At 71.5% G+C, this 23350-nt stretch carries 21 protein-coding genes; 14 read left to right on the top strand and 7 right to left on the bottom strand.

Going from position 1 to position 23350, the window contains the following annotated elements:
- Positions 1-29: 29 nt before the first annotated feature.
- The 3 genes from gatB to gatC are packed head-to-tail and all read right to left on the bottom strand — an operon-like array spanning position 30 to position 3252.
- Positions 30-1478 (bottom strand): Asp-tRNA(Asn)/Glu-tRNA(Gln) amidotransferase subunit GatB, encoded by a 1449-nt coding sequence (gene gatB / locus ACESM1_RS13450; protein WP_372620818.1) that lies wholly within the window; start codon positions 1476-1478, stop codon positions 30-32.
- On the bottom strand, positions 1475-2956 hold the full coding sequence (gatA, locus tag ACESM1_RS13445) for an Asp-tRNA(Asn)/Glu-tRNA(Gln) amidotransferase subunit GatA (RefSeq protein WP_372620817.1): 1482 nt from the start codon (positions 2954-2956) through the stop codon (positions 1475-1477). Before gatA ends, gatB begins: the two co-directional genes overlap by 4 nt.
- Positions 2956-3252 (bottom strand): Asp-tRNA(Asn)/Glu-tRNA(Gln) amidotransferase subunit GatC, encoded by a 297-nt coding sequence (gene gatC / locus ACESM1_RS13440; protein ID WP_372620815.1) that lies wholly within the window; start codon positions 3250-3252, stop codon positions 2956-2958. The genes gatA and gatC overlap by 1 nt, the downstream gene beginning before the upstream one ends.
- A gap of 68 nt (positions 3253-3320) precedes the next feature.
- Between gatC and ruvX the strand changes: the two genes are divergently transcribed.
- From ruvX to rpmG, 9 genes are all read left to right on the top strand, one after another.
- Positions 3321-3803, top strand: a complete 483-nt coding sequence (ruvX, locus tag ACESM1_RS13435; RefSeq protein ID WP_372620813.1) for a Holliday junction resolvase RuvX — start codon at positions 3321-3323, stop codon at positions 3801-3803.
- Between the two features lie 79 nt (positions 3804-3882).
- Entirely contained in the window at positions 3883-4818 is a 936-nt protein-coding gene (locus ACESM1_RS13430) for an aspartate carbamoyltransferase catalytic subunit (RefSeq protein ID WP_372620811.1), read from the top strand.
- Positions 4815-6089, top strand: coding sequence for a dihydroorotase (gene pyrC / locus ACESM1_RS13425; protein ID WP_372620809.1), 1275 nt, complete (start codon positions 4815-4817; stop codon positions 6087-6089). Before ACESM1_RS13430 ends, pyrC begins: the two co-directional genes overlap by 4 nt.
- Positions 6089-6673 (top strand): glycerol-3-phosphate 1-O-acyltransferase PlsY, encoded by a 585-nt coding sequence (gene plsY, locus ACESM1_RS13420; RefSeq protein WP_372620807.1) that lies wholly within the window; start codon positions 6089-6091, stop codon positions 6671-6673. Before pyrC ends, plsY begins: the two co-directional genes overlap by 1 nt.
- A 61-nt stretch (positions 6674-6734) precedes the next feature.
- Positions 6735-7844 (top strand): DNA-processing protein DprA, encoded by a 1110-nt coding sequence (gene dprA / locus ACESM1_RS13415; protein ID WP_372620806.1) that lies wholly within the window; start codon positions 6735-6737, stop codon positions 7842-7844.
- Between the two features lie 51 nt (positions 7845-7895).
- The gene (gene topA, locus ACESM1_RS13410; RefSeq protein WP_372620804.1) at positions 7896-10661 is read left to right on the top strand and encodes a type I DNA topoisomerase; all 2766 of its coding nucleotides are present in this window, start codon (positions 7896-7898) and stop codon (positions 10659-10661) included.
- A gap of 136 nt (positions 10662-10797) precedes the next feature.
- Positions 10798-13011, top strand: a complete 2214-nt coding sequence (gene rnr / locus ACESM1_RS13405) for a ribonuclease R (protein WP_372620802.1) — start codon at positions 10798-10800, stop codon at positions 13009-13011.
- Positions 13011-14513 (top strand): S41 family peptidase, encoded by a 1503-nt coding sequence (locus tag ACESM1_RS13400; RefSeq protein WP_372620801.1) that lies wholly within the window; start codon positions 13011-13013, stop codon positions 14511-14513. Before rnr ends, ACESM1_RS13400 begins: the two co-directional genes overlap by 1 nt.
- Positions 14514-14659: 146 nt before the next feature.
- Positions 14660-14827: a 50S ribosomal protein L33 gene (rpmG, locus tag ACESM1_RS13395; RefSeq protein WP_137176670.1), complete on the top strand. Its 168-nt coding sequence runs from the start codon at positions 14660-14662 to the stop codon at positions 14825-14827.
- Positions 14828-15001: 174 nt separating this feature from the next.
- Here rpmG and ACESM1_RS13390 read toward each other — a convergent pair whose 3' ends face one another.
- Positions 15002-16402, bottom strand: coding sequence for a PleD family two-component system response regulator (locus ACESM1_RS13390; RefSeq protein ID WP_372620800.1), 1401 nt, complete (start codon positions 16400-16402; stop codon positions 15002-15004).
- Between the two features lie 131 nt (positions 16403-16533).
- Between ACESM1_RS13390 and ACESM1_RS13385 the strand changes: the two genes are divergently transcribed.
- Positions 16534-17139 (top strand): class I SAM-dependent methyltransferase, encoded by a 606-nt coding sequence (locus ACESM1_RS13385; protein ID WP_372620799.1) that lies wholly within the window; start codon positions 16534-16536, stop codon positions 17137-17139.
- A 213-nt stretch (positions 17140-17352) separates the two neighbouring features.
- On the opposite strand, the gene ACESM1_RS13380 is transcribed toward ACESM1_RS13385, so the two are convergent.
- On the bottom strand, positions 17353-17997 hold the full coding sequence (locus ACESM1_RS13380; RefSeq protein WP_372620797.1) for a VOC family protein: 645 nt from the start codon (positions 17995-17997) through the stop codon (positions 17353-17355).
- A gap of 2 nt (positions 17998-17999) precedes the next feature.
- On the bottom strand, positions 18000-18728 hold the full coding sequence (locus ACESM1_RS13375) for a glutathione binding-like protein (RefSeq protein ID WP_372620796.1): 729 nt from the start codon (positions 18726-18728) through the stop codon (positions 18000-18002).
- A 118-nt stretch (positions 18729-18846) separates the two neighbouring features.
- On the opposite strand from ACESM1_RS13375, the gene ACESM1_RS13370 reads away from it, so the two are divergent.
- The 4 genes from ACESM1_RS13370 (at position 18847) to ACESM1_RS13355 (ending at position 22516) form a co-directional block, all read left to right on the top strand.
- Complete coding sequence (locus ACESM1_RS13370) at positions 18847-19053, top strand: DUF2892 domain-containing protein (RefSeq protein ID WP_372620795.1); 207 nt, start codon at positions 18847-18849, stop codon at positions 19051-19053.
- 5 nt (positions 19054-19058) lie between these two features.
- Positions 19059-19880 (top strand): metallophosphoesterase family protein, encoded by an 822-nt coding sequence (locus tag ACESM1_RS13365; RefSeq protein ID WP_372620793.1) that lies wholly within the window; start codon positions 19059-19061, stop codon positions 19878-19880.
- 70 nt (positions 19881-19950) lie between these two features.
- Positions 19951-21468, top strand: coding sequence for an acyl--CoA ligase (locus tag ACESM1_RS13360; protein ID WP_372620792.1), 1518 nt, complete (start codon positions 19951-19953; stop codon positions 21466-21468).
- A gap of 70 nt (positions 21469-21538) precedes the next feature.
- On the top strand, positions 21539-22516 hold the full coding sequence (locus ACESM1_RS13355) for a 2-dehydropantoate 2-reductase (protein ID WP_372620791.1): 978 nt from the start codon (positions 21539-21541) through the stop codon (positions 22514-22516).
- Here the strand turns inward: ACESM1_RS13355 and ACESM1_RS13350 are convergent.
- Positions 22510-23289: a fumarylacetoacetate hydrolase family protein gene (locus ACESM1_RS13350; RefSeq protein ID WP_372620789.1), complete on the bottom strand. Its 780-nt coding sequence runs from the start codon at positions 23287-23289 to the stop codon at positions 22510-22512. The genes ACESM1_RS13355 and ACESM1_RS13350 overlap by 7 nt on opposite strands.
- Positions 23290-23350: the final 61 nt, after the last annotated feature.

Below are 23350 nucleotides of genomic sequence, written 5' to 3'. Positions count from 1 at the left end.
CGCCCCCGCAACGCGAGGGCGCGGCGGCCTCAGCCGAGCTGCTTGCGGACCACCTCGTTCACCAGGGCGGGGTTTCCCTTGCCCTGCATGGCCTTCATGGTCTGGCCGACGAAGAAGCCGAACAGCTTGTCCTTGCCGGAGCGGTACTCCGCCACCTTGTCGGCGTTCTTCGCCAGCACGTCGGCCACCGCCGCCTCGATCGCGCCGGTGTCGGTGACCTGCTTCAGGCCGCGCTCCTCCACGATCACGCCGGGTGCCTTGCCCGTCTCGATCATCGCCTCGAAGACCTGCTTGGCGAGGCTGCCGGAGATGGTCTTGTCGGCGATGAGATCGAGCAACGCACCCAGGTTCTCGGCCGTCACCGGCGGGTCCGTGATGTCGCGCTTCAGGCGGTTGAGGGCCGCGAAGAAATCGCCGGTCACCCAGTTCGCCGCCGTCTTCGCGTCGCGGCCCTTCGCCACCGTCTCGAAGAAGGAAGCCGTCTCCTTCTCCAGCGTCAGCACATGCGCGTCATACGGCGTGAGGCCCATGGCGACATAGCGTGCGCGGCGGACATCCGGCAGTTCGGGCAGCGATGCCTTCAGCTGCTCCACCCAATCCTTGTCCAGCACCAGCGGTGGCAGGTCGGGCTCGGGGAAGTAGCGGTAGTCATGCGCATCCTCCTTGGAGCGCATGGACCGCGTCACGCCGCGCTGGGTGTCGAACAGGCGGGTTTCCTGCTCGACCGTGCCGCCGGATTCCCATACCTCGATCTGCCGCCGCGCCTCGGCCTCGACGGCCTGCATGACGAACTTCACGGAGTTGACGTTCTTCACCTCGCAGCGCGTGCGATAGCCCTCGCCCGCCTTGCGGACGGAGACGTTGACGTCGGCCCGCATGGAGCCCTCGTCCATGTTGCCGTCGCAGGTGCCGAGATAGCGCAGGATCTGCCGCAGCTTGGTCAGGTATGCGCCGGCTTCCTCGGGCGAGCGCATGTCGGGCTCGCTGACGATCTCCATCAACGCCACGCCGGAGCGGTTCAGGTCGATGAAGCTCTTGGTCGGGTGCTGGTCGTGCAGCGACTTGCCGGCATCCTGCTCCAGGTGCAGGCGGGTGATGCCGACGGTCTTGGTGCTGCCGTCCCCGAGCGTGATCTCGACCTGGCCGGTGCCGACGATCGGGTGCGCGTACTGGCTGATCTGGTAGCCCTGCGGCAGGTCGGCGTAGAAGTAGTTCTTCCGGTCGAAGCGGGACCAGAGATTGATCTCCGCATTGAGGCCGAGCCCGGTCCGCACCGCCTGCGCCACGCATTCGCGGTTGATCACCGGCAGCATGCCGGGGAAGCCGGCGTCGATGAACGACACCTGGCTGTTCGGCTCGGCGCCGAAGGCGGTGGCGGCGCCGCTGAACAGCTTGGACTGCGAGGTGACTTGGGCGTGCACTTCGAGCCCGATCACCAGTTCCCAAGGACCGGTGTTGCCTTCGATGGTGTAGCTCATGCGCGGATCCCCGGCAGGGCCGTGAAGTCGGCCGCACGCTCGATCGCGGCGCCGACGGAGAAGCAGGTTTCCTCGTCGAAGGGCTTGCCGATCACCTGCAGCCCGAGCGGCAGGCCGGACGCATCCAGCCCCGCCGGCACGGCGATACCCGGCAGGCCGGCGAGGTTCGCCGTCACGGTGAAGACGTCGTTGAGGTACATCGTCACCGGATCGTCCTGCTTCTCGTCCATGCCGAAGGCGGCGGAGGGCGTCGCCGGCGTGACGATGGCGTCCACCTTGCCCCAGGCCTGCTCGAAGTCGCGGCGGATCAGCGCGCGCACCTTCTGCGCCTTGAGGTAGTAGGCATCGTAGTAGCCTGCGCTCAGCACATAGGTGCCGATCATGATGCGCCGGCGCACCTCCTGCCCGAAGCCCTTGGCACGCGTGCGCTCATAGAGGTCGCGCAAGTCGCCGCCCGGCGCCACCTCGCGCATGCCGAACCGTACGCCGTCATAGCGCGCGAGGTTGGAGGACGCCTCCGCCGGCGCGACCACGTAGTAGGTCGGTAGTGCGTATTTCGTGTGCGGCAGGCTGATCTCGATCGTCTCGGCGCCCTCGTCGCGCAGCCATTGCAGGCCCTGCTGCCACAGCGCCTCGATCTCCGGCGGCATGTTGTCCAGGCGGTATTCCTTCGGCACGCCGATGCGGAGCCCCTTCACGGAACGCCCGCAGGCGGCGGCGAAGTCGGGCACCGGCAGGTCGGCGCTGGTCGCGTCCCTCGGGTCGAAGCCGGCCATGGATCTCAGCAGGATCGCGCAATCCTCCACCGTGCGCGCCACCGGCCCCGCCTGGTCGAGCGAGGAGGCGAAGGCGACGATGCCGTAGCGCGAGCAGCGGCCATAGGTCGGCTTGATGCCGGCGATGCCGCAGAAGGCGGCGGGCTGGCGGATGGAGCCGCCGGTGTCGGTTGCCGTCGCGCCGAGCGCCAGCCGCGCCGCCACCGCGGCGGCCGAGCCGCCGGAGGACCCGCCCGGCACCAGCCGCGTGTCGGGATCGTTGGCGCGCGACCACGGGTTCTCCACCGGGCCATAGGCGCTGGTGCTGTTCGACGAGCCCATGGCGAACTCGTCCAGGTTCACCTTGCCCAGGAACACCGCGCCGTCGCGCAGCAGGTTGGCGCTGACGGTGCTCTCGTAGGGCGGCACGAAGCCGCGCAGGATCGCGCTGCCCGCGGTGGTCTGCGTGCCCGCCGTGCAGAACAGGTCCTTGATGGCGATCGGCGCGCCTTCCAGCGGACCCGCCTGCCCGGCGGCGCGGCGCGCATCGGAGGCCTTCGCGGCTTCCAGCGCCTGCTCGCCGGTCACGGTGATGAAGGCGTTGAGGCGCGGATTCAGCCGCGCGATGGCGTCCAGGAACGCCTCGGTGAGCTGGACCGAGGTGGTCTCGCCCGAAGCCAGCGCGTCCAGCGCACCCTTCAGCGTGTAATCGGTCGGGCGCATCACTCCACCACCTTCGGCACGCCGAAATAGGCGCCCATGCGGTCCGGCGCGTTCGCCAGCACCGCCTCGTGCAGGTCGCCGTCCGTCACCTTGTCCTCGCGCATGCGCATCGCCGGCTGGCCTTCCGGCGCCCCGCCGGCCATCGGCTCCACACCCTCCGTGTCCACCGCCTGGAGTTGCTCGATCCAGCCGAGGATGCCGTTGAGTTCGGCCTGCATGCGGCCGACTTCCTCCGCCTCCAGTCTGATCCGGGCGAGCGAGGCGATACGCTTCACCGTGGCGGTGTCGAGCGACATGGCTTTGGCAATGTCCTTGAAAAACCAACTATTTGCCTGGCGGCAAGCCGCGGACCATAACGGCGCCCATGGCGGTGTTCAACCTGATGGAGCTGCGGGCCGGGCTGGGGCGGAACCAGCGCCTGATCGGGGTGGACCCGGGCGCCCGGCTGATCGGGCTGGCGCTATCCGACGTGACGCTGGTGCTGGCCTCGCCCTATGGCGCGGTGAAGCGTGGAAAGCTGGCGGCGAATGCGGCGGAGGTCGCCGCGGTCGCGCGGAAGGAGGGCGCGGGCGGGATGGTCGTCGGGCTGCCGCTCGGCATGGACGGCTCCTTCGGCCCCGCGGCGCAGGCGGCGAAGGATTGGGGCCGGGCGCTGGCCGAGGCGGCCGGGCTACCGGTCGCCTTCTGGGACGAGCGGCTTTCCTCCGCCGCGGTCAACCGGGCGATGATCGAGGCGGACGTGACACGCGCGAAGCGCGCCGCGCGGGTGGACGCCGCGGCGGCGGCCTACATGCTCCAGGCCGCGCTGGACGCGACCGGACGGGCGGCGCCGCCTTCCCCGGAATAGGCTGCCGCAGCGGACGCCGCGCCGGGCGTGGTTCGGCCGGACTGGCCGAATCCCCGGCCGCCCGCCTATTGTCCCGGCCGTGCCCTACCCCTTCCGCCATCTCCTCGCCGTCGAAGGCCTGGAGCCGCCCTACATCGCCGACCTGCTGGACCTGGCCGAGAGCTATGCGCTGCTCAACCGGCAGGGGAAGACCCAGCGCGACCTGCTCAAGGGCCGCACGCTGATCAACCTGTTCTTCGAGGACAGCACCCGCACCCGGACCAGCTTCGAGCTGGCCGGCAAGCGGCTGGGTGCGGACATCGTCAACATGTCGGTCTCGACCAGCTCGGTGAACAAGGGCGAGACGTTGCTGGACACCGCCTCCACGCTGAACGCCATGCAGACCGACCTGCTGGTGGTGCGCCACGGGCAGTCCGGCGCGCCGGCGCTGCTGGCGCAGAAGGTGGACGCGGCGGTGATCAATGCCGGCGACGGCACCCATGAGCACCCGACCCAGGCGCTGCTGGATGCGCTGACCATCCGCCGCCGCAAAGGCCGGCTGGAGGGGCTGACGGTCGCGATCTGCGGCGATGTGCTGCATTCGCGTGTGGCGCGCAGCAACATCCACCTACTGCTGACCATGAACGCCCGCGTGCGCATCGTGGGTCCGCCGACGCTGATCCCGGCGGAGGCGGCCAGGCTCGGCGTGGAGGTGCACCACGAGATGCGCACGGGCCTCCAGGACGCCGACGTGGTGATGATGCTGCGGCTGCAGAAGGAGCGGATGACCGGCGGCCTGGTGCCCTCCGCGCGCGAGTTCTTCCGGTTCTACGGGCTGGATGCCGAGAAGCTGGCCTGGGCGAAGCCGGATGCCATCGTCATGCATCCCGGCCCGATGAACCGCGGTGTCGAGATCGACAGCGCTGTGGCGGACGACCCCGTTCGCAGCGTGATCGGCGAGCAGGTGGAGATGGGCGTCGCGGTGCGCATGGCGGTGCTGGACACGCTGGCGCAGGGGCTCAGGCGCAACGCATGACGCCGATCCTCTTCACCAGTGTCCGGCTGCTCGACCCCGCCAGCGGCCTCGACCGACAAGGCGACCTGCTGCTGCAGGACGGCATCATCGCCGACCATGGCGCAAACCTCGGCAGGCCCGAGGGCGCGCTGGTGATAGAGGGCAACGGCGCCTGCCTCGCCCCCGGCCTCGTGGACCTCCGCGCCGCGCTCGGCGAGCCGGGGGCAGAGCATCGGGAGACCATTGCTTCCGCCGCGCTGGCGGCCGCGGCCGGCGGCGTCACCACGCTCTGCGCCCTGCCCGACACCGACCCGGCCATCGACGACCCCGCCCTGGTGCAGTTCGTCGTGCGCCGCGGCGAGATGACGGGCTGCCTCACCATCCTGCCCTATGCCGCCGCCACCGCAGGCTGCCAGGGCAAGGATCTTTCAGAATACGGCCTGCTGCGGGAGGCCGGCGCGATCGCCTTCACCGATGGCAGGCGGGCCATCGGCAATGCGCGGACCATGCGCCTGGCGCTGTCCTACGCCCGTGCCTTCGGCAGCTTCGTGGTGCAGCATCCGGAGGAGCCCAGCCTCGCCGCCGGCGGCGCCGCAACCGAGGGCGAGCGCGCCACCCGCATGGGCCTGCCCGGCATCCCGGTCGCGGCCGAGGCGATGATGGTCGCCCGCGACATCGAGCTGGCGAAGATCACCGGCGGGCATGTGCATTTCGCCCATGTCTCCACCGCCGCCGCGCTCGCCCATATCCGCGCCGCGCGCGTGCTCGGGCTGCGCGTCACCTGCGACACCGCGCCGCCCTATTTCGACCTCAACGAGACGGCGATCGGCGAATACCGCACATACGCCAAACTCTCGCCGCCGTTGCGCGACGAGGCCGACCGGCTGGCGGTGGTGCAGGCGCTGAAGGATGGGACGATCGACGCCATCGCCTCCGACCACCAGCCGCGCGACGCCGACGACAAGCGCCTGCCCTTCGCCCAGGCCGAGCCCGGCGGGGCGGGGCTGGCGACGCTGCTGGCCGTCACCCTCGCCCGCGTACATGGCGGCGACCTGGCGCTGCTCCAGGCGCTGGACCTGCTCACCGCGCGGCCGGCGAAGCTGCTCGGGATCGAGGCCGGGCGGCTGGCCAAGGGCGCGCCGGGCGACCTGGTACTGTTCCACCCGGAGCGCGGCTGGCGCGTGGAGGCGGGCAAGCTGCCGGGCAAGGCGCAGAACACCCCCTTCGACGGCCGCGCGCTGGAAGGCCGCGTGCTCGGCACCTGGAAGAACGGGCGAAGGGTCTTCGGCTGATGGCGCTGATCCTCGCCGCGATCCTCGGCTACCTGCTCGGCTCGGTGCCGTATGGGCTGATCCTGACCAAGGCGGCGGGGTTGGGCGACATCCGCGCGATCGGGTCCGGCAATATCGGCGCCACCAATGTGCTGCGCACCGGCAACAAGGGCCTGGCCGCTGCGACGCTGGCGCTGGACGTGGTGAAGGGCGCGGCAGCGCTGCTGATCGCCCGCTGGTCGTGGGGCGAGGACGCGGCGCTGGTCGCCGGCGTCGCGGCCATGGCCGGCCACGCCTTCCCCGTCTGGCTCGGCTTCAAGGGCGGCAAGGGGGTCGCCACTGGCGCCGGCGTGCTGCTCGCCGCGGCTTGGTGGCTCGGCGCGGTCGCGCTGGCGACGTGGGGCGCCGTTTTCGCGGCGACGCGCATCTCCTCGGCCGGCGCGCTGGCCGCCTGCGCGGTGGCGCCGGTCGCCGCCCTGGTGTTCGGCAACCCGACCCTGGTGCTGTTCGCGCTGGCGCTCGCCCTGCTGATCACCTGGCGGCACCGGCCGAACATCGCCCGCCTGATTGCCGGGACTGAGCCGCGCGTCGGGACCAAGCGTTGAATCGGGTCTCCCCCACCGTGACCCTTCCCCGCATGAGCGGGAAGGGAGACAGGGCGCCGGCGTGAACGCGGCGGAGGCTGTCGCCCGGCTGCGCCTGGCGCGCACCGAAGGCGTCGGCCCCGCCAGCTTCCGCCGTGCGCTTGACCGCCATGGCAGCGCGCGCGCCGCGCTGGAGGCTCTGCCCCGCATCGCCGCCGCCGCCGGGCGCGTCGTCACCGTGTTTCCCGCCGAGGCAGCGGAGCGGGAGATGGAGGAGCTTGCCCGGCTCGGCGGCACATGGCTGCATCTGGAAGAGCCCGGCTATCCGGAGTTGCTTACCGCCACCGAGGATCCGCCGCCGGTGCTGGGGGTGTTGGGCGATGCCTCGGTGCTGCTGCGCCGGCAGGTCGGCGTGGTCGGGGCGCGGGCCGCCTCCGCCGGCGGGCGGCGGATTGCGGAGGAGATCGCCGCCGGGCTGACCACCGGCGGGATCGTCGTCACCTCCGGCTTGGCGCGCGGGGTGGATGCGGCGGCGCATCTCGGCGCACTCAATGCCCATGGCCGCACCGTCGCGGTGGTCGCCGGCGGACTCGACAAGCCCTATCCGCCGGAGAACGCGGCGTTGCAGGCGCGCATCGCCGCCGAGGGCGGGGCGGTGGTGGCGGAGGCGCCGCTCGGTACCGCGCCGCTCGCCCGGCATTTCCCGCGCCGCAACCGGATCGTCGCCGGCATGGTGCTGGGCGTGGTGGTGGTCGAGGCCGCGCCACGTTCGGGCAGCCTGATCACCGCCCGCCTGGCGCTGGAGGCGGGGCGGGAGGTCTTCGCCGTGCCGGGCAGCCCGCTCGACCCGCGCTGCCGGGGGTCGAACGACCTGATCCGCCAAGGTGCGCACATGGTCGAGGGCGCCGAGGACGTGCTCGCCAACCTGCCCGCCGCGCCGCGCGAACTGCCGCTGTTCCGAGTCCGCCCGGCGACGGATGCAGCAGCCGAAGCTGCCGCAAAGGCCCCCTCCCTGCCCGGGATACCGGGTGAAGTTCTTGAATTGATTGGCCCTGCACCCGTGGCCGTTGACGATCTGGTCCGGCGCTGCCACCTCTCGCTGCCAGCCGTGCAGGCGATACTGCTTGACCTGGAGTTGTCCGGGCTGGTGGAAGCCCTGCCCGGCAACCGAGTCGTGCGGGCTGCACGCTGACCCGAGGGGCCGGCGCGGCGCGAGGCACATACCAAGGCGAACACCCCAGAGATGACTGACGTCGTCGTGGTCGAGAGCCCCGCCAAGGCCAAGACCATCAACAAGTACCTCGGCGGCGACTTCACGGTCCTCGCCTCCTTCGGCCATGTCCGCGACCTCCCCCCCAAGGACGGCTCCGTCCGCCCGGAGGAGGATTTCGCCATGGACTGGGAGGCCGATGAGCGGGGCGACCGGCAGGTCTCGGCCATCGCCAAGGCGCTGAAGGGCGCGCGGCGCCTGTTCCTGGCGACCGACCCGGATCGCGAGGGCGAGGCGATCTCCTGGCATGTGAAGGACATGCTGGCCCGCCGCGGCGCGCTGAAGGGCGTCGAGGTCAACCGCATCACCTTCAACGAGATCACCAAGCGCGCCATCCAGACCGCGATCAAGGCGCCGCGCGACCTGGATACGCCGCTGATCGAGGCCTATCTCGCGCGCCGGGCGCTGGACTACCTGGTGGGGTTCAACCTTTCGCCGGTGCTGTGGCGCAAGCTGCCGGGCAGCAAGTCGGCGGGGCGCGTGCAGTCCGTCGCGCTCAGGTTGATATGCGAGCGGGAAGCCGAGATCGAGGCCTTCCGGGCGCGGGAATACTGGACCGTCGAGGCACGGTTCCAGACCCCGGCCGGCGCGGCCTTCACCGCCCGGCTGACGCATCACGACGGGCGAAAACTCGAACAATTCGACCTGCCGAACGAAGCGACAGCGATGGCGGCCAAGCGCGCGGTGGAAGCCGGGCGGTTCGGCGTCGCCAGCGTCGAGAAGAAGCGGACCCGGCGGAACCCGCCGCCCCCGTTCACGACTTCCACGCTGCAGATGGAAGCCTCGCGGAAGCTCGGCATGGGCGCGCAGCAGGCGATGCGCACCGCACAGCAGCTTTATGAAGGCGTGGATATCGGCGGCGAGACCGTCGGCCTGATCACCTATATGCGCACCGACGGCGTGCAGATGGCGCGCGAGGCGATCTTCGCCATCCGCGACCATGTGAAGGACAGCTTCGGCCCGGACTACGTGCCCGGCGCACCGCGCGAATACGCCTCCAAGGCGAAGAACGCGCAGGAAGCGCACGAGGCGATCCGCCCCACCGACGTCTCCCGCACGCCGGAGCAGGTGGCCCGCTTCCTCGATGACCGTCAGCGCAAGCTCTACGAGCTGGTCTGGAAGCGCGCCGTTGCCTCCCAGATGCAGTCGGCCGAGCTGGACCAGACGGTAGTGGAGATCGCCGACGAGACCGGGCGGACGAAGCTGCGTGCGAATGGCTCGGTCGTGGCCTTCGACGGCTTCCTGCGCCTCTACCGGGAGGACGAGGACGACCGCGCGGCCGATGCGCGCGCCGGCATCGCCACGCCTGGCGCGGAGCAGGAGGAGGATGAGCGCACCCTGCCGCCGATGCGGGAGAAGGACCCGCTGAAGACGGGCGCGGTCGCCGCCAACCAGCACTTCACCCAGCCGCCGCCGCGCTTCTCCGAGGCGACGCTGGTGAAGAAGCTGGAGGAGCTCGGAATCGGCCGGCCCTCCACCTATGCCTCCATCCTGCAGGTGCTGCAGGACCGGGAGTATGTCCGCCTGGACAAGCGGCGCTTCATACCGGAGGACCGCGGGCGGCTGGTGACGGCCTTCCTCGTCGCCTTCTTCGAGCGCTACGTGGACACGGGCTTCACCGCCGGGCTCGAGGAGAAGCTCGACGACATCTCCGGCGGCCGCGCCGATTGGCGCGCGGTGATGCGCGCCTTCTGGGAGGATTTCTCGAAGGCGCTCGGCGCCACCGCCGACCTCAAGATCAGCGACGTGATCGAGGCGCTGGACGAGGAGCTCGGGCCGCATTTCTTCCCGGCGAAGGGCGACGGCACGGACCCGCGGGCCTGCCCGGCCTGTTCGGGCGGGCGGCTCGGCCTGCGGCTCGGGCGGTCGGGGGCCTTCGTCGGCTGCTCGAACTATCCGGAGTGCCGCTACACGCGGCCGCTCGCGGCACCGGGCGCGGAGGCGCAGGGGGCGGCCGGGCTGAACGAGGGCCAGCGCGACCTCGGCGTGGACGAGGCGACCGGCCAGCGCGTGACGCTGCGGCGCGGGCCGTACGGCCTCTATGTCCAGCTCGGCGAGGAGAGCGAGGACGAGAAGGGGAAGAAGGTGAAGCCTCGCCGGGCCAGCCTGACCCGCGACATGAACCCGGACACGCTCGACCTGGACGCGGCGCTGGGCCTGCTCTCGCTGCCGCGGCTGGTGGGGCGGGACCCCGAGACGGGCGGCGAGATCACCGCCGGCATCGGCCGCTTCGGCCCCTATGTGCGGCTGGGCAACGTCTACCAGTCGCTGGAGCCGGGGGACGACGTGCTTGCGCTCGGCATGAACCGCGCGATGGAGCTGCTGGCCAAGGCGCGCGCCAAGGTGCGGCTGGTCGGGCAGCATCCGAAGGACGGCGTCGCGGTGGAGATCCGCAAGGGCCGCTTCGGCCCCTATGCCATGCACGGCAAGACCATCGCCAACCTGCCGCGCGGGATGGAGATGGAGGAGGCGACGCTCGACGAGGCGGTGAAGCTGCTCGCCGAGAAGGGCAAGGAACTGCCGCCGCGCGGAGGCGCCAAGGGCAAGGCCGCAAAGGGCAAGGCCAAGGCGGCGCCGAAGAAGGCCGAGCCGAATGGCGAGGCGGCGCCGAAGCCAGCGGCGAGGAAGGCGGCGGCCAAGCCGGCCGCGAAGAAGCCCGCAGCCAAGCGGCCGGCTGCGAAGAAGCCGCCGGCAAAGCCCGCGGCGCGCAAGCCGGCCGCCGGCGCCAAGGCGCGCTGAGATGCCACGCCGCGGTCCTCCGCCGAAGGGCCATGCGGCGCGGAAGCGCGTGGCGAAGGGGTCTCCCCCACCCCGGCCAGCCTCCGCGAGAGCGGCGGAGGCAGCAGAAGCCCTCCCCCGCCCTCACGGAAAAGGGTTGGGCGGGGCAAAGACGCATGGGAAGCGGGGAGAGAACCCCCTCCCCACCCGCGAACAGCTCCGCGCCTTCCTTCGCGCCGCGCCCGGCCGCGTCGGCAAGTCCGACATCGCGCGGCATTTCGGCCTGACCTCCGACCAGCGGCCGGCGCTGCGTGAACTCCTCCGTTCGCTCAAGGAGTCCGGCCAGGCGGCGCCCGCCGGCCGCAAGGGAGTCGCCGCACCCGATCGCCTGCCGGAGATGACCGTGGTCGAGGTGGTCGGCAGCGATGCCGACGGCGACGCGATCGCGCGGCCGGTGCAATGGGACAAGGCGAACGGCCCACCGCCGGCGGTCTTCATGCAGCCCGAACGCCGCGGCCATCCCGCCTTGGCGCCGGGCGAGCGCGTGCTGGCGCGGCTGCGCTTCCTCGGTGGCACCAAATACGAAGGCCGGACCTTCAAGCGCCTGGTGCGCGAAGGCGGCGCCGCACGGATCCTCGGCGTCTACGAGGAAGGCCGCATCATCCCGACCGACCGGCGCCAGCGCGCCGAATGGATGGTCGCCCCCGCGGACGCCAATGGCGCCGCCGCCGGCGACATCGTGCTGGCCGAGCCATTGCCGCAGCACCGCCCCTTCGGCCCCCGCCCCGCCCGCATCCTCGAGGTGCTGGGGCGGATGGGCGAGCCGCGCAGCGTCTCGCTGGTCTGCATCCACGCCCACGGCATCCCCGACATCTTCCCCGCCGAGGCGGTACAGGAGGCCGAGAAGGCCAAGGGCGTCACCGCCCGCGGGCGCGAGGATCTGCGCAAGCTGCCGCTGGTCACCATAGACGGCGAGGACGCACGCGACTTCGACGACGCCGTCTTCGCCGAACCGCATGAGGGCGGCTGGCGCGTCGTCGTCGCCATCGCCGATGTCGCGCATTACGTGAAGCCGGACAGCGCGCTCGACCGCGAGGCCTGGGCGCGGGGCAATTCCGTCTATTTCCCCGACCGCGTCGTGCCGATGCTGCCGGAGGCGCTCTCCAACGGCTGGTGCAGCCTGCGGCCGGACGAGAATCGCGGCTGCCTCTTCGTCGAGATGCGCTTCGACAAGGCCGGCACCAAGCTCGCGCACCGCTTCGGGCGGGGCATCATGCGCAGCTTTGCGCGCCTCACCTACGAACAGGTCCAGGCCGCGCGGGACGAGGGACGCGACCCGGACGGCGTGCCCGAAGGCCATCTCGGGAATCTCTACGGCGCCTTCCTTGCGCTGCTCGCGGCGCGCGAACGGCGCGGCACGCTCGACCTCGACGTGCCGGAACGCCGGGTGCTGCTCGACGCCAAGGGTAACGTCCAGGCGGTGGTGCCGCGTTCGCGGCTCGATTCGCACCGGCTGATCGAGGAATTCATGGTGGCCGCCAATGTCGCGGCCGCAGAGGAGCTGGAGCGGCTGAGCCAGCCCTGCATGTACCGCATCCACGACCGCCCCTCCGACGAGAAGCTGGAGGGGCTGCGGCAGTTCCTCGCCGGCCTCGGCATCAAGCTGGCGCCGCGCGACCGGATCCACCCGCGCGACTTCTCGCATGTGCTGGAGATCGTGAAGGAGAGGCCGGAGGCCCGTCTGGTGAACGAGGCGGTGCTGCGCGGCCAGTCCCAGGCCGCGTACAGCCCCGACAACATCGGCCATTTCGGCCTCGCGCTGGCGAGATACGCCCATTTTACCAGCCCGATCCGCCGCTACGCCGACCTGCTGGTGCACCGTGCCCTGGTGGCGGGGCTGAAGCTCGGCCGCGACGGGCTGGCGGAGGAGGAGCTGGCCCGCTTCCCCGACACCGGCGAGCACATCACCCAGACCGAACGCCGTGCCGCCATGGCCGAACGCGACGCCGTGGACCGCTACCTTGCTGCATGGATGTCGCAGCGCGTCGGAGAAGTGTTCGAGGCGCGGATTTCAGGAGTGACACGTTTCGGTCTCTTCGTCACCGTGGAGGAGAACGGCGCCAGCGGAATCGTACCCCTGGCGTCCTTGCCGGACGACCGATGGCAGTTGAACGAGGCTGGTCACGCAATGACCGGTCGCAGTACGCGCATGACCTTCACCCTCGGCCAGCCGGTCGAGGTGCAGCTGGCATCCGCGACTCCGCGCACCGGCGGGATGGTGTTCCGGCTGATGCAGGGGGATCCGCGCGCCGCCGGGCGCCGGGCGCCGCCGCCGCGGCGTGGGCAGCGCGGCAAGTCCTCGCGGCGCTGATGCTGCTGCTGGCCGGCTGGCTTGGCCCGGCCGCGGCGCAGCCTCCAGCCGCCTTCCCCCGTGACATGGCCCAGCGCGTGCTGGCCGAGTCGATGCGCCTGGTGCTGGAGCGGCACCTCGAGCCGGCCACGCCCGCAAGCCTCGCCCTGTGGTCGCTGCGGGGGCTGGCCGTGCTCGACCCACGCTTCGATCCGGTGCTGACCGAAACCGAGCTGCGGCTGCAATTCCAGGACCGGCCGCTTTCCGCCCTGCCGCTGGAAGGCCTGGCCACGGCCGATCCGGCCGCGGCGGCGGAGTCGCTCGGCTTCGCGCTGTCGCGCTTCTACGAGGCCGCCTGGCTCGGCTCGCCCGCGGTGCGCCGGGCCGGGATGGAGCGGGTGATCGCCTCGGGCTTCGACGAGGTGTTCAACCACCTCGACCCCTACAGCCGCTACCTGACCCCGGCCGAGGCGCGTGCCGCACGGGAGCGCCGGGTGGGGCAATCCGGGCTCGGGCTGCGCGTGGCGGTGCAGGGGCGCTTCCTCGTGGTGGTTGCCGTCACCCCGGACGGGCCCGCCGACCTCGAAGGCGTGCAGGTCGGCGACCGGCTGCTGGCGGTGGATGGGCGCGCGCTGGGGCCGCGCGATCCAGGCCTTGCGGCGTCGCTGCTGGAGGGGCCGGAGGGCTCCACCGTCGCCCTGACCCTCTCGCGCAACGGCCGGCGGCGCGAGGTGACGCTGCTGCGCGAGATGGTGGTGCCGGAGACGGTCGCCTCGGAGCGGCGCAGCGACATATTGTGGATCCGCCTGACCGGCTTCTCGACCCTGACGGAGCGGCGCATCACCGCGGCCCTGGTGGACGGCTTCGCCGAGCAGGTGCCGCGCGGCGTGGTGCTGGACCTGCGGGGCAATCGCGGCGGGCTGCTCAACCAGGCGATCGCGGTCGCCGACGCCTTCCTGGCGGAGGGCGAGGTCGCCCGCACCGAGGGCCGGCACCCGGACGCGGCGCGCAGCTATCGGGCCGGCGGGCAGGATCTGGCGCTGGGGTTGCCGCTGGTGGTGCTGGTCGATGGCCGCACCGCCTCGGCCGCGGAGATCGTCGCCATGGCGCTGGCGGAGCGGCGGCGGGCGGTGGTGGTGGGCAGCGCCACCATGGGCAAGGGGCTGATCCAGCTGGTGGCGCCGCTGCCGAACCGCGGCGAGCTCCTGGTTACCTGGTCGCAGCTGGTCGCTCCCTCGGGCTGGCCGATCCAGGGACTTGGCGTGCTGCCGGCGCTCTGCACCAGCCTCGGGCCGCGGGTGTTGGACGCAGGGCTCAGGCAACTGGCGGGGGGCGAGGCGCCGATGGCGGCCGCCCATGCGCGGCAGCGGGCGGCCAGGCCTTCGGCGCCGGCCTCGGAGCTGGCGGCGCTGCGCGGCACCTGCCCGCCCGCCGAGGGGCGCAGCGCGGATGCAAGTGCGGCGCAGGCGCTGATCGAGGCGCCGGCCGCCTATGCCGCCGCACTGGCCTCCCTGCCGCCGTGACTCTCGGCCACGAAGCTTCGCCTTGACCTGGGGGCCGCGGCGGCTATCTTGCCGCGCTCCGCCGGCCCCCCCCTGGGTGTGCGCGGTGCCGTATTTCGACCAGACGGGCCTGACCCGGACCCGTCGCGACCACTGGAACCAGACCGATGGCCAAGGCCAACACCGTCCTGATCAAGCTCGTGAGCTCCGCCGATACGGGGTATTTCTACGTCACGAAGAAGAACACCCGCACCGCCACCGGCAAGCTCGAGCTGAAGAAGTACGACCCGGTGGCGCGCAAGCACGTCGCCTTCCGCGAAGCCAAGATCAAGTAGCCGTCGGGCGGGCGCGCCGCCCGCCGCACGAGCCCCGGCTGACCTGTCGCGGCCCGCCCCCACGCCGGGGGGGGGGGGTTTGCCGCTGGCTCCCCTGCCGCGCCGGGCCGCCCGCCGGGGCGCTTGCGTTTGCCCGATGCCGCCCCACTGGCCCCCGGTGCGTGCGTGCCGGCCTCAGGCCTCGCGGCGGCGGACGCTGTCGGCGCCGCCGGGGCCGGAAGCCCAATCCTCGGGCAGCGCCGGCTCCACGCGATTGCGGCCATTGTTCTTCGCACGGTAAAGCGCCCCGTCGGCCGCCCCCACCACCTGGTCGCATGAGGCCGTCGCCTCCCCGGCCGCGACGCCAAGGCTGACGGTGACATCGAGCGGCACGCCGGCGGCGCCGATCGGCGAGGCGGCCACGGCGCTGCGCAGCCGCTCGGCCACCAGCAGCGCCTCCTCCCTGGTGGCGCCGGCCATCACCACGATGAACTCCTCGCCGCCATAGCGCGCCACCACGTCGGAGGCGCGCAGATGGGCGCGCAGGCGATCGGCGATCTCGCGCAGCACAGCATCGCCGGCGGCATGGCCATGGGTGTCGTTGACGGTCTTGAACCGGTCCACGTCGATCAGCAGGACCGCGGCGCCGGTGTTGCGCAGCAGCGCATCCAGGTGCCGGCGCACATAGCGGCGGTTGCGCAGGCCGGTGAGCGGATCGGTCACCGCCATCTCCAGCGAACGGTCGAGCTCGGCACGCAGCCGTTCCTGGTAACGCTTGCGACGGATCTGGTTGCGCACCCTGGCACGCAGCTCGTTGGGGTCCACCGGCCGCAGCACATGGTCGTTGGCACCGAGGTCGAAGCCGCGCAGCACCAGGCCCTTCTGCGTGGCATCGGCGACCAGCACCACCGGCACATCGCGCGTCAGCGCCTCCGCCCGCACGCGGGAGGCGAGCCGGAGCGCATCGCCGCCATCGAGCGAGAGGCTGAGGAGCATCACGTCCGGCGTCGATTCGATCAGCGCATCCCAGGCGCTGGCCGGATTGGCGGAGGCGCTGACGTTCAGCCCGTCGAGACGCAGCACGGTGGCGAGGTGCTCGGCCTCGCCCGGATCGGCATTGACCAGCAGCGCCCTTGCCCCGGCGACCGAGGGGGGCGGTCCGGGCGGCGGCTCGAAGCCCAGGTCGCGGGCGGTCTCGGCGCGCAGCCGCCATGCGTCCAGCACCTGCTTCATCCGCAGCAGCGCGCGCAGCCGGGCGAACAGCGTGGCGTCGTCCACCGGCTTGGAGAGGAAGTCGTCCGCCCCGGCCTCCAGGCCGCGCACCCGCTCGGCCTGGTCCGTCAGGGCGGTGACCATCACCACCGGGATGTGCGCGGTGGTCGGCTGGGCCTTCAGCCGGCGACAGACCTCGTAGCCGTCCATTCCCGGCATCATCACGTCAAGCAGGACGACGTCGGGCATCCAGCGGCCGACGGTGGCCAGCGCCTCGAGCCCGGAGGAGGCAACGGCAACCTCGTAGTACTCGTTGAGCAGCTTCGCCTCGAGCAGCCGGAGATTGGCGGCGATGTCATCCACCACCAGGACGCGCGCCGTCATGCCGGGCCTCGCATCCCTGGGAGGCGCCGAGGGCTCGCCGAAACGGAAGTTTGGCGCGGACCACCGAAAGCGGCTATGAGGCTGCGACTCGTGCGGATACACACTGTCACGAATCTGTCAAGGAGAAAACTATGTCGGATATGGCCGCCGGCGCGCCCGGCTCCCGCTCGCACGCCCAGGTGAAGAACACGGCGCTGTTCCTGCGCCGCTGGCTGGCGAATCCGTTGCAGATGGGATCGGTCATTCCGTCCTCGCCGGCACTCTGCCGCCGCATCGCCGCGCTGGTCGCGCGCGCCGAGGACGAGGTGGTGGTGGAGCTCGGCGCCGGCACCGGCGTGATCAGCCGCGCCCTGCTCAACGCCGGCGTGCCGCCGGAACGCCTGGTGGTCGTGGAGATCGTCCGCGACATGGCCGAGCATCTGCGCAACGTGCTGCCGGGCGTGAACGTCATCCAGGGCGATGCCTTCGAACTGGCCAGGGCGCTGCCGGAGCGGCTGCACGGCAAGGTGGGCACCGCAATATGCGGCATCCCGCTTGTTATGCTGCCGACCGAGCAGCAGCAGCGATTCGTGGATGCGGTGGAGAGCGTGGCCCCGGGCAAGGGCTTCCTGCTCTACACCTACTGCATCACCTCGCCGCTGCCCTACCGCAAGCTGGGCCTGACCGCGAAGCGCGAGGCCTGGACACCGCTGAACGTGCCGCCTGCCAGCGTCTGGCGCTACACGCCGATCCGGTGATGCGGCACGCCGCAGCGCCATACACGTCCTTCCGGCTTGCGGCCGCGCGCGCCCCGCGACCGCCAATGCGGCGCGCGGCGGCCAACCGTCACGCGATCCTGACAACATAGCATCGCGCCGCCCGGTCGACCATGGGCTGCGGGGCGCGGCCGACGACGCAGTTGTTGCCGGCTGCCCCACCTTCCGCGCCGCGCGCCGCGTCGCTCTTCGGGCTCAGCCGCTCGCCAGCACCGCTTCGCGCCCGTCCGGCAGCGCAAAGCGGGCGACGAGGCGCGCATGGGGGCTGCGGCGAAGGCGGATCGCCTCCTCCAGCCCGCGCTGGGCCAGCCCGTTGCGGACGGAGTCGATCTCCGGGTGCTCGGCTTCCAGCCCGATCAGGCGCACCCCCGAATCGGGGAGGCGCGGCGCCGCGCCCTTGCCGTCGTCCCACTGGATCAGCGAGGGGATCAGGTTGGCCATGTCCTGCCGCTGCGGCGGCATCGCCATCCGCCAGGAGAGCCGGCCGCGCTTCATCGTCCGGATCTCGCCGGCATGGTGGGTGCCGAGCCGGGTGACCACCGCATCCAGCACCGGGGTTCGCGCCACCCAGGCGAGCAGCCGCGGCTCCGCTTCCAGCATCATCTTCACCCCGGGATCGTCCAGGTCGAAGGGGCGCGGATGCGGCGGGTCGGGCTGGTCGGGATCCGGCGCGATGACCTCCAGGTAGCAGTCCTTCCCGAGGCCGAGCAGCAGGTTGTGGGTGCCGATGCCATCATGCTTCCCGCCACCGGTGGGACGCACCCCGAGATGCGCCTCCACATAGGCCGCCCCTGCCTCCAGGGTGCGGGCACCGACGACAATGTGGTCGATCTCGGCCATGCTCAACGTGCCTGGAACTGGGTGTTGCCGAACAGGATCTCCCGCTCGGTCTCGGAGATGGTGCCACGCCGCTGGCGTTCCGCCAGCACCTGCACGCCGCGGCTCACCGCCGGGCGGGCGGCGATGGCGTCGTGCCAGCGCTTCACCGAGGGGAATTCCGCCAGGTCGATGTTGCGCCGCTCCGGCAGGCGGACCCAGGGGAAGGTCGCGATGTCGGCGATTGAATAGGCATCACCGGCGAGGTACTCGGCCTCCGACAGGCGCTTCTCCAGCACGCGGTGCAGCCGCCGGACCTCCTTGGCGTAGCGGTCCATCGCGTAGGGCAGCTTCTCCGGCGCGTAGGTGTGAAAATGGCCATATTGGCCGAACATCGGCCCCACGCCGCCCATCTGGAACATCAGCCATTGCAGGCAGGTGTAGCGGCCGACCGGATTGGCCGGGATCAGTGCGCCGGCCTTCTCCGCGAGGTAGATCAGGATCGCGCCGGATTCGAACAATGCGAGCCGCTGGCCGCCCGGCCCTTCGGGGTCCACGATGGCGGGGATGCGATGGTTGGGGTTGATCGCCAGGAAGTCCGGCTTGAACTGCTCCCCCGCGCCGATGTTCACCGGCACCACCGTGTAGGGCAGCCCGAGTTCCTCCAGCGCGATATGTACCTTGTGGCCGTTCGGCGTGGGCCAGGTCCAGACCTCTATCGGCACGGTTTTCTCCCTTGCTCGGTCTGCGAGCATGGCCGCCGGCGGAGGGGGCGTCCAGCCTCGCCGCCGCCGTGCCGCGCCAGCGGCTCTGGACGCGGCGGGCGGTCCAGGCTGTGCTGGAAGCGGGGATGGCTGGCCGGAGGAGGGCAGGATGGGCCGGAACATCGGGGCGCTCGACCAGACGGTGCGGCTCGGCATCGGCACGGCGCTGGTGATGATGTGGATCTTCGGCCCGATCGGCTGGTGGGGCATCCTCGGCTTCCTGCCGCTGATCACCGGGCTGACGCGGGTCTGCCCGATCTACCCGCTGTTCGGGCTGAGCACCTGCAAGGCGCCGACACCAACCAGCGAGGCGTGAGGCGGGTGCCTTCGATCCTGCAGGTTTCGGACGCGCATCTCTCGCCACGCAACGGGCTGTTCCGCGGCAATCTCGACCTGGTCCGCCGCGCTGCCGAGGCCGCGCCGCCCGACCTGGTGGTGGCCAGCGGCGACCTCTCGCTGGATGGCGCCGGCCGCGAGCCCGACCTCGCCTTCGCCGCCGAGCAGCACCGCGCCTTCGCCGCCCCCCTGCTGGCGCTGCCAGGCAACCATGATGTCGGCAGCGAGCCGAAGCTGGCACCGCACCAGCCGGTCGACGATGCACGGCTCGACCGCTGGCGGCGGCATCTCGGGCCGGGCCGCGGGGTGGTGGACCTGCCTGGCTGGCGCGTGATCGGCCTGAACTCCGAGGTCATGGGCACCGGCCACGCCGAGGAGGAGGCGCAGGCCGCCTTCATCGCCGCGGCCGCCGCGGGCGCGGGCGACCGGCGCATCGCGCTGTTCCTCCACAAGCCGCCCTTCCTGCACGCGCCGGAGGAGGCCGGGTGGAACCCCTGGTCGGTGCCGCCCGAAGCGCGGCCGGCGCTGGCGCCGCTGCTGACGCATCCGGGGCTACGGCTGGTCGCCTCCGGCCATCTGCACCTGCATCACGAGATCAGGCGCGGTGCGGTGACGCATGTCTGGGCGCCGTCGCTGTCCTTCACCGTGCCGGCCTCGATGCAGCCGGGCATTCCCGGTGCGCGGATCGGCGGCGCGCTGCTGCACCTGCTGCACGCGGACCATGTGGAGACTCGCCTGCTGGCGCCGGCAGGCGTGGAGGCGGTGCCGATGGACACCGTCCAGGACCAGACCTACCCACGGGCATAGCCGCCCGGCGCCCTCCCCTTCCTGCCCCGGCCTGGCGCCGATATGGTCGCGGCACATCAGGGAGAAGCGCATGACCGGCTATCGCACCGTCGCCGAGCTCCTGGACCGCGGCGAGGCCGCGCGTCCCGCATTGCGCGCCACCGAAGGCCGCAAGCCGCTGACCTATGGCGCGCTGCGCGAGCTGGCCGGGCGCACCGTGGCGGCGCTGAACGCGAAGGGGATCGGCCGCGGCGACCGGGTGGCGATCGTGCTGCCGAACGGGCCGGAGATGGCGGCGGTGTTCGTCACCGTGGCCTGCGGCGCCACCACCGCGCCGCTCAATCCCGGCTACCGGCAGGAAGAGTTCGAGTTCTACATCGAGGACCTCAAGGCCAAGGCGCTGCTGGTGGCCAAGGGTGTCGAGACGCCGGCACGCGCGGCGGCGGCGAAGCTCGGCGTGCCGATCATCGAGGTGGTGCCGGGCGAGGCTGCGGGCGACTTCACGCTGGAAGGCGGCACCGCCGGCAGCGCAAGGCAACCCGGCACCGCGCAGGAGGACGACGTGGCGCTGGTGTTGCACACCTCCGGCACCACGGCCCGGCCGAAGATCGTCCCGCTGACCCACGGCAACGTGACCGCGAGCGGGCGGCATATCGGCGCGGCGCTGGCGCTGACGGCCGAGGATGTCTGCCTGAACGTCATGCCGCTGTTCCACATCCACGGGCTGATCGCCGCCGTGCTGTCTTCGCTGGGAGCGGGCGGCGCGGTGGTGTGCACGCCGGGCTTCGATGCGCTGCGCTTCTTCCGCTGGATGGATGAGGAGCGCCCGACCTGGTTCACCGCGGTGCCGACCATGCACCAGGCGATCCTCTCCCGCGCCGAACGCAACAAGGAGATCATCGAGCGGGTGAAGCTGCGCTTCCTGCGCTCCTCCTCCGCCTCGCTGCCCGGCCCGGTGATGGAGCAGCTCGAGAAGGTGTTCGGCGCACCGCTGGTCGAGAGCTACGGCATGACGGAGGCGAGCCACCAGATGTGCTCGAACCCGCTCGCCGGGCCGCGCAAGCCGGGCAAGGTCGGCCGCGCGGCGGGCCCGGAGGTGGCGATCATGGCCGATGACGGAACGCTGCTGCCGCAAGGCGCGATCGGCGAGGTGGTGATCCGCGGCCCCAACGTCACCAAGGGCTACGAGGCGAACCCGGAGGCGAACGCCAAGGCCTTCACCAATGGCTGGTTCCGCACCGGCGACCAGGGGCTGTTCGACGAGGACGGCTTCCTGCTGCTCACCGGCCGGCTCAAGGAACTGATCAACCGCGGCGGCGAGAAGGTCTCGCCGTTGGAAGTGGACGGCGTGCTCTCCGCGCACCCGGCGGTGGCGCAGGTGCTGTGCTTCGCCATCCCGCACGCCAAGCTCGGCGAGGAAGTGGGCGCCGCGGTGGTGCTGCGCGAAGGCGCCGAACTCACCGAGCGCGAGCTGCGCGACTTCTGCGCGCAGCACCTGGCGGATTTCAAGGTGCCGCGGAAGGTGGTGTTCGTGCCGGAGATCCCGAAGGGCGCGACCGGCAAGCTGATGCGCATCGGGCTGGCGGAGAAGCTGGGGATCTCGATGTGAGCGCCGCCGATTCAGGCCTTCGGTGCTCGCCGCGAGGCGCGGCTCCGCCCTGCTGCCATCGGAGGCTCTGATGCGCATCTGCATCTTCGGCGCCGGCGCGATCGGCGGGCTGATGGCGGCGAAGCTCGCGGCGAAAGGTGATGCGGAGGTCACCGTCATCGCGCGCGGGCCGCATCTGGCGGCGATGCAGTCCAAGGGCCTGACGCTGCGCAGCGAAGGGCAGGAGATCACCGTCTATCCGCGCTGCGTCGGCACCGCGGAGGAAGCGGGGCCGCAGGATTATGTCGTCGTCACGCTGAAGGCGCATTCGCTGCCCGGTGCCGCGAAGCAGATGCAGCCGCTGCTGGGGCCCGAGACGGCGGTGGTGTCCGCCGTGAATGGCATCCCCTGGTGGTATTTCCACAAGCTGCCCGGTCCGCATGAAGACCGCCGCGTGGAGAGCGTCGATCCCGGCGGCGTTGTCAGCGTCCTGCTGCCGCCGGAGCGCGCCATCGGCTGCATCGTCTACCCCGCCGCCGAGGTGCCGGAGCCCGGCGTCATCGAGCACACCTACGGCGACCGCTTCACGCTGGGCGAGCCTTCCGGCGAGCGCACGCCGCGCATCGCCGCGCTGTCTGAGGCGCTGATCGCCGCCGGCTTCAAGGCGCCGGTGCGGCCGAAGATCCGTGACGAGATCTGGGTGAAGCTGTGGGGCAACCTCGCCTTCAACCCGATCTCGTCCCTGACCACGCAGACGCTCGACGTGCTGACCGGCGACGAAGGCACGCGCGGCATCGCGCGCGCGATGATGCTGGAGGCGCAGGAGGTCGGCACGAAGCTTGGCGTGCGCTTCGGCATCGACGTGGACAAGCGCATTGCCGGCGCGGCCGAGGTCGGCGCGCACAAGACCTCCATGCTGCAGGACCTGGAGCGCGGCCGGCCGATGGAGATTGATGCGCTGCTCGGCGTGGTGGTGGAACTCGCCGAACTGGTGGGGGTGGAGGTGCCGACCTGCCGCACGGTGCTGGCCCTGGTCCGTGCGCGCGGGCGCGCCGCCGGCTGCTACTGAGCGGCCGGCGCGAAGACGTTCCGGAGCGTGCCGATACTGGCAATCGTCACCTCCACCACCATCCCCGGCCGCATCGGCAGCGCGCCGAGGCTGGTGCCGCAAGCGATGATGTCGCCCGGCTCCAGCGTCATCTCGCGCGAGATCAACGCGACGATGCGCGCCGGCGGGATGATCATGTCGGAGAGCGGATAGTCCTGCCGCACGCGGCCGTTCAGCGCGACCTGCACGCGCAGCGCCGACCAGTCGAGCCCGGTTGCGATCGCCGGCCCGATCGGCCCGAAGCCGTCGCAGCCCTTGGCGCGCGCCCATTGCGCGAAGGAGGGATCGGCATTGAGCAGATCGAGTGCCGTCACGTCGTTCACGCAGGTCAGCCCGAAGATCGCCGCTGCCGCTTCGTCCTCGCTCGCATTGGCGACACGCCTCCCGATGACGAGGCCCAACTCGCCCTCGTAGAGCACGCGGCCGGCGTAGCCGGCGGGTGGACGGATCGGCGCCTCCGGCCCGACCACGCTGCGCGGCGACTTCAGGAAGAACAGCGGCGTCTCCGGGATGGCCAGCCCCTGCTTCGCTGCCGCCTCGTGGAAGTTGTTCCACAGCCCGATGAAGACGCCTGGCCGAACCGGGGGCAGCAGCGCGACATCCGCGAGCGGCAGCACGTCTCCTGTCGGGGTCGGCACGGCGAAGAGGTCGCCCGCATGCACGCGGATCGCCCCATCATCGAGCGTGCCGAAGCCCTCCGCGCCCTCGCGGCCGAACCGGACCCAAAGCGCCATGCCCACAATCCCCTCTCGCCAGCGGCGAGTGTCGGGGCGACGCAGGCGGTCCGCAACCCGT

The organism is Falsiroseomonas sp. (assembly GCF_041690465.1).
Taxonomy (GTDB): domain Bacteria; phylum Pseudomonadota; class Alphaproteobacteria; order Acetobacterales; family Acetobacteraceae; genus Falsiroseomonas.
The sequence above is the reverse complement of the archived record's forward strand: the minus strand, read 5'-3'. Positions and strand labels throughout refer to the sequence as shown.

Bases quoted from the DNA above. Each gene is read 5' to 3' on its own strand.
- gatB (WP_372620818.1), bottom strand. From the start codon at position 1,478: ATGAGCTACACCATCGAAGGCAACACCGGTCCTTGGGAACTGGTGATC.
- gatA (WP_372620817.1), bottom strand. From the start codon at position 2,956: ATGCGCCCGACCGATTACACGCTGAAGGGTGCGCTGGACGCGCTGGCT.
- gatC (WP_372620815.1), bottom strand. From the start codon at position 3,252: ATGTCGCTCGACACCGCCACGGTGAAGCGTATCGCCTCGCTCGCCCGG.
- ruvX (WP_372620813.1), top strand. From the start codon at position 3,321: ATGGCGGTGTTCAACCTGATGGAGCTGCGGGCCGGGCTGGGGCGGAAC.
- pyrC (WP_372620809.1), top strand. From the start codon at position 4,815: ATGACGCCGATCCTCTTCACCAGTGTCCGGCTGCTCGACCCCGCCAGC.
- plsY (WP_372620807.1), top strand. From the start codon at position 6,089: ATGGCGCTGATCCTCGCCGCGATCCTCGGCTACCTGCTCGGCTCGGTG.
- topA (WP_372620804.1), top strand. From the start codon at position 7,896: ATGACTGACGTCGTCGTGGTCGAGAGCCCCGCCAAGGCCAAGACCATC.
- ACESM1_RS13400 (WP_372620801.1), top strand. From the start codon at position 13,011: ATGCTGCTGCTGGCCGGCTGGCTTGGCCCGGCCGCGGCGCAGCCTCCA.
- rpmG (WP_137176670.1), top strand. From the start codon at position 14,660: ATGGCCAAGGCCAACACCGTCCTGATCAAGCTCGTGAGCTCCGCCGAT.
- ACESM1_RS13390 (WP_372620800.1), bottom strand. From the start codon at position 16,402: ATGACGGCGCGCGTCCTGGTGGTGGATGACATCGCCGCCAATCTCCGG.
- ACESM1_RS13385 (WP_372620799.1), top strand. From the start codon at position 16,534: ATGTCGGATATGGCCGCCGGCGCGCCCGGCTCCCGCTCGCACGCCCAG.
- ACESM1_RS13380 (WP_372620797.1), bottom strand. From the start codon at position 17,997: ATGGCCGAGATCGACCACATTGTCGTCGGTGCCCGCACCCTGGAGGCA.
- ACESM1_RS13375 (WP_372620796.1), bottom strand. From the start codon at position 18,728: ATGCTCGCAGACCGAGCAAGGGAGAAAACCGTGCCGATAGAGGTCTGG.
- ACESM1_RS13370 (WP_372620795.1), top strand. From the start codon at position 18,847: ATGGGCCGGAACATCGGGGCGCTCGACCAGACGGTGCGGCTCGGCATC.
- ACESM1_RS13360 (WP_372620792.1), top strand. From the start codon at position 19,951: ATGACCGGCTATCGCACCGTCGCCGAGCTCCTGGACCGCGGCGAGGCC.
- ACESM1_RS13355 (WP_372620791.1), top strand. From the start codon at position 21,539: ATGCGCATCTGCATCTTCGGCGCCGGCGCGATCGGCGGGCTGATGGCG.
- ACESM1_RS13350 (WP_372620789.1), bottom strand. From the start codon at position 23,289: ATGGCGCTTTGGGTCCGGTTCGGCCGCGAGGGCGCGGAGGGCTTCGGC.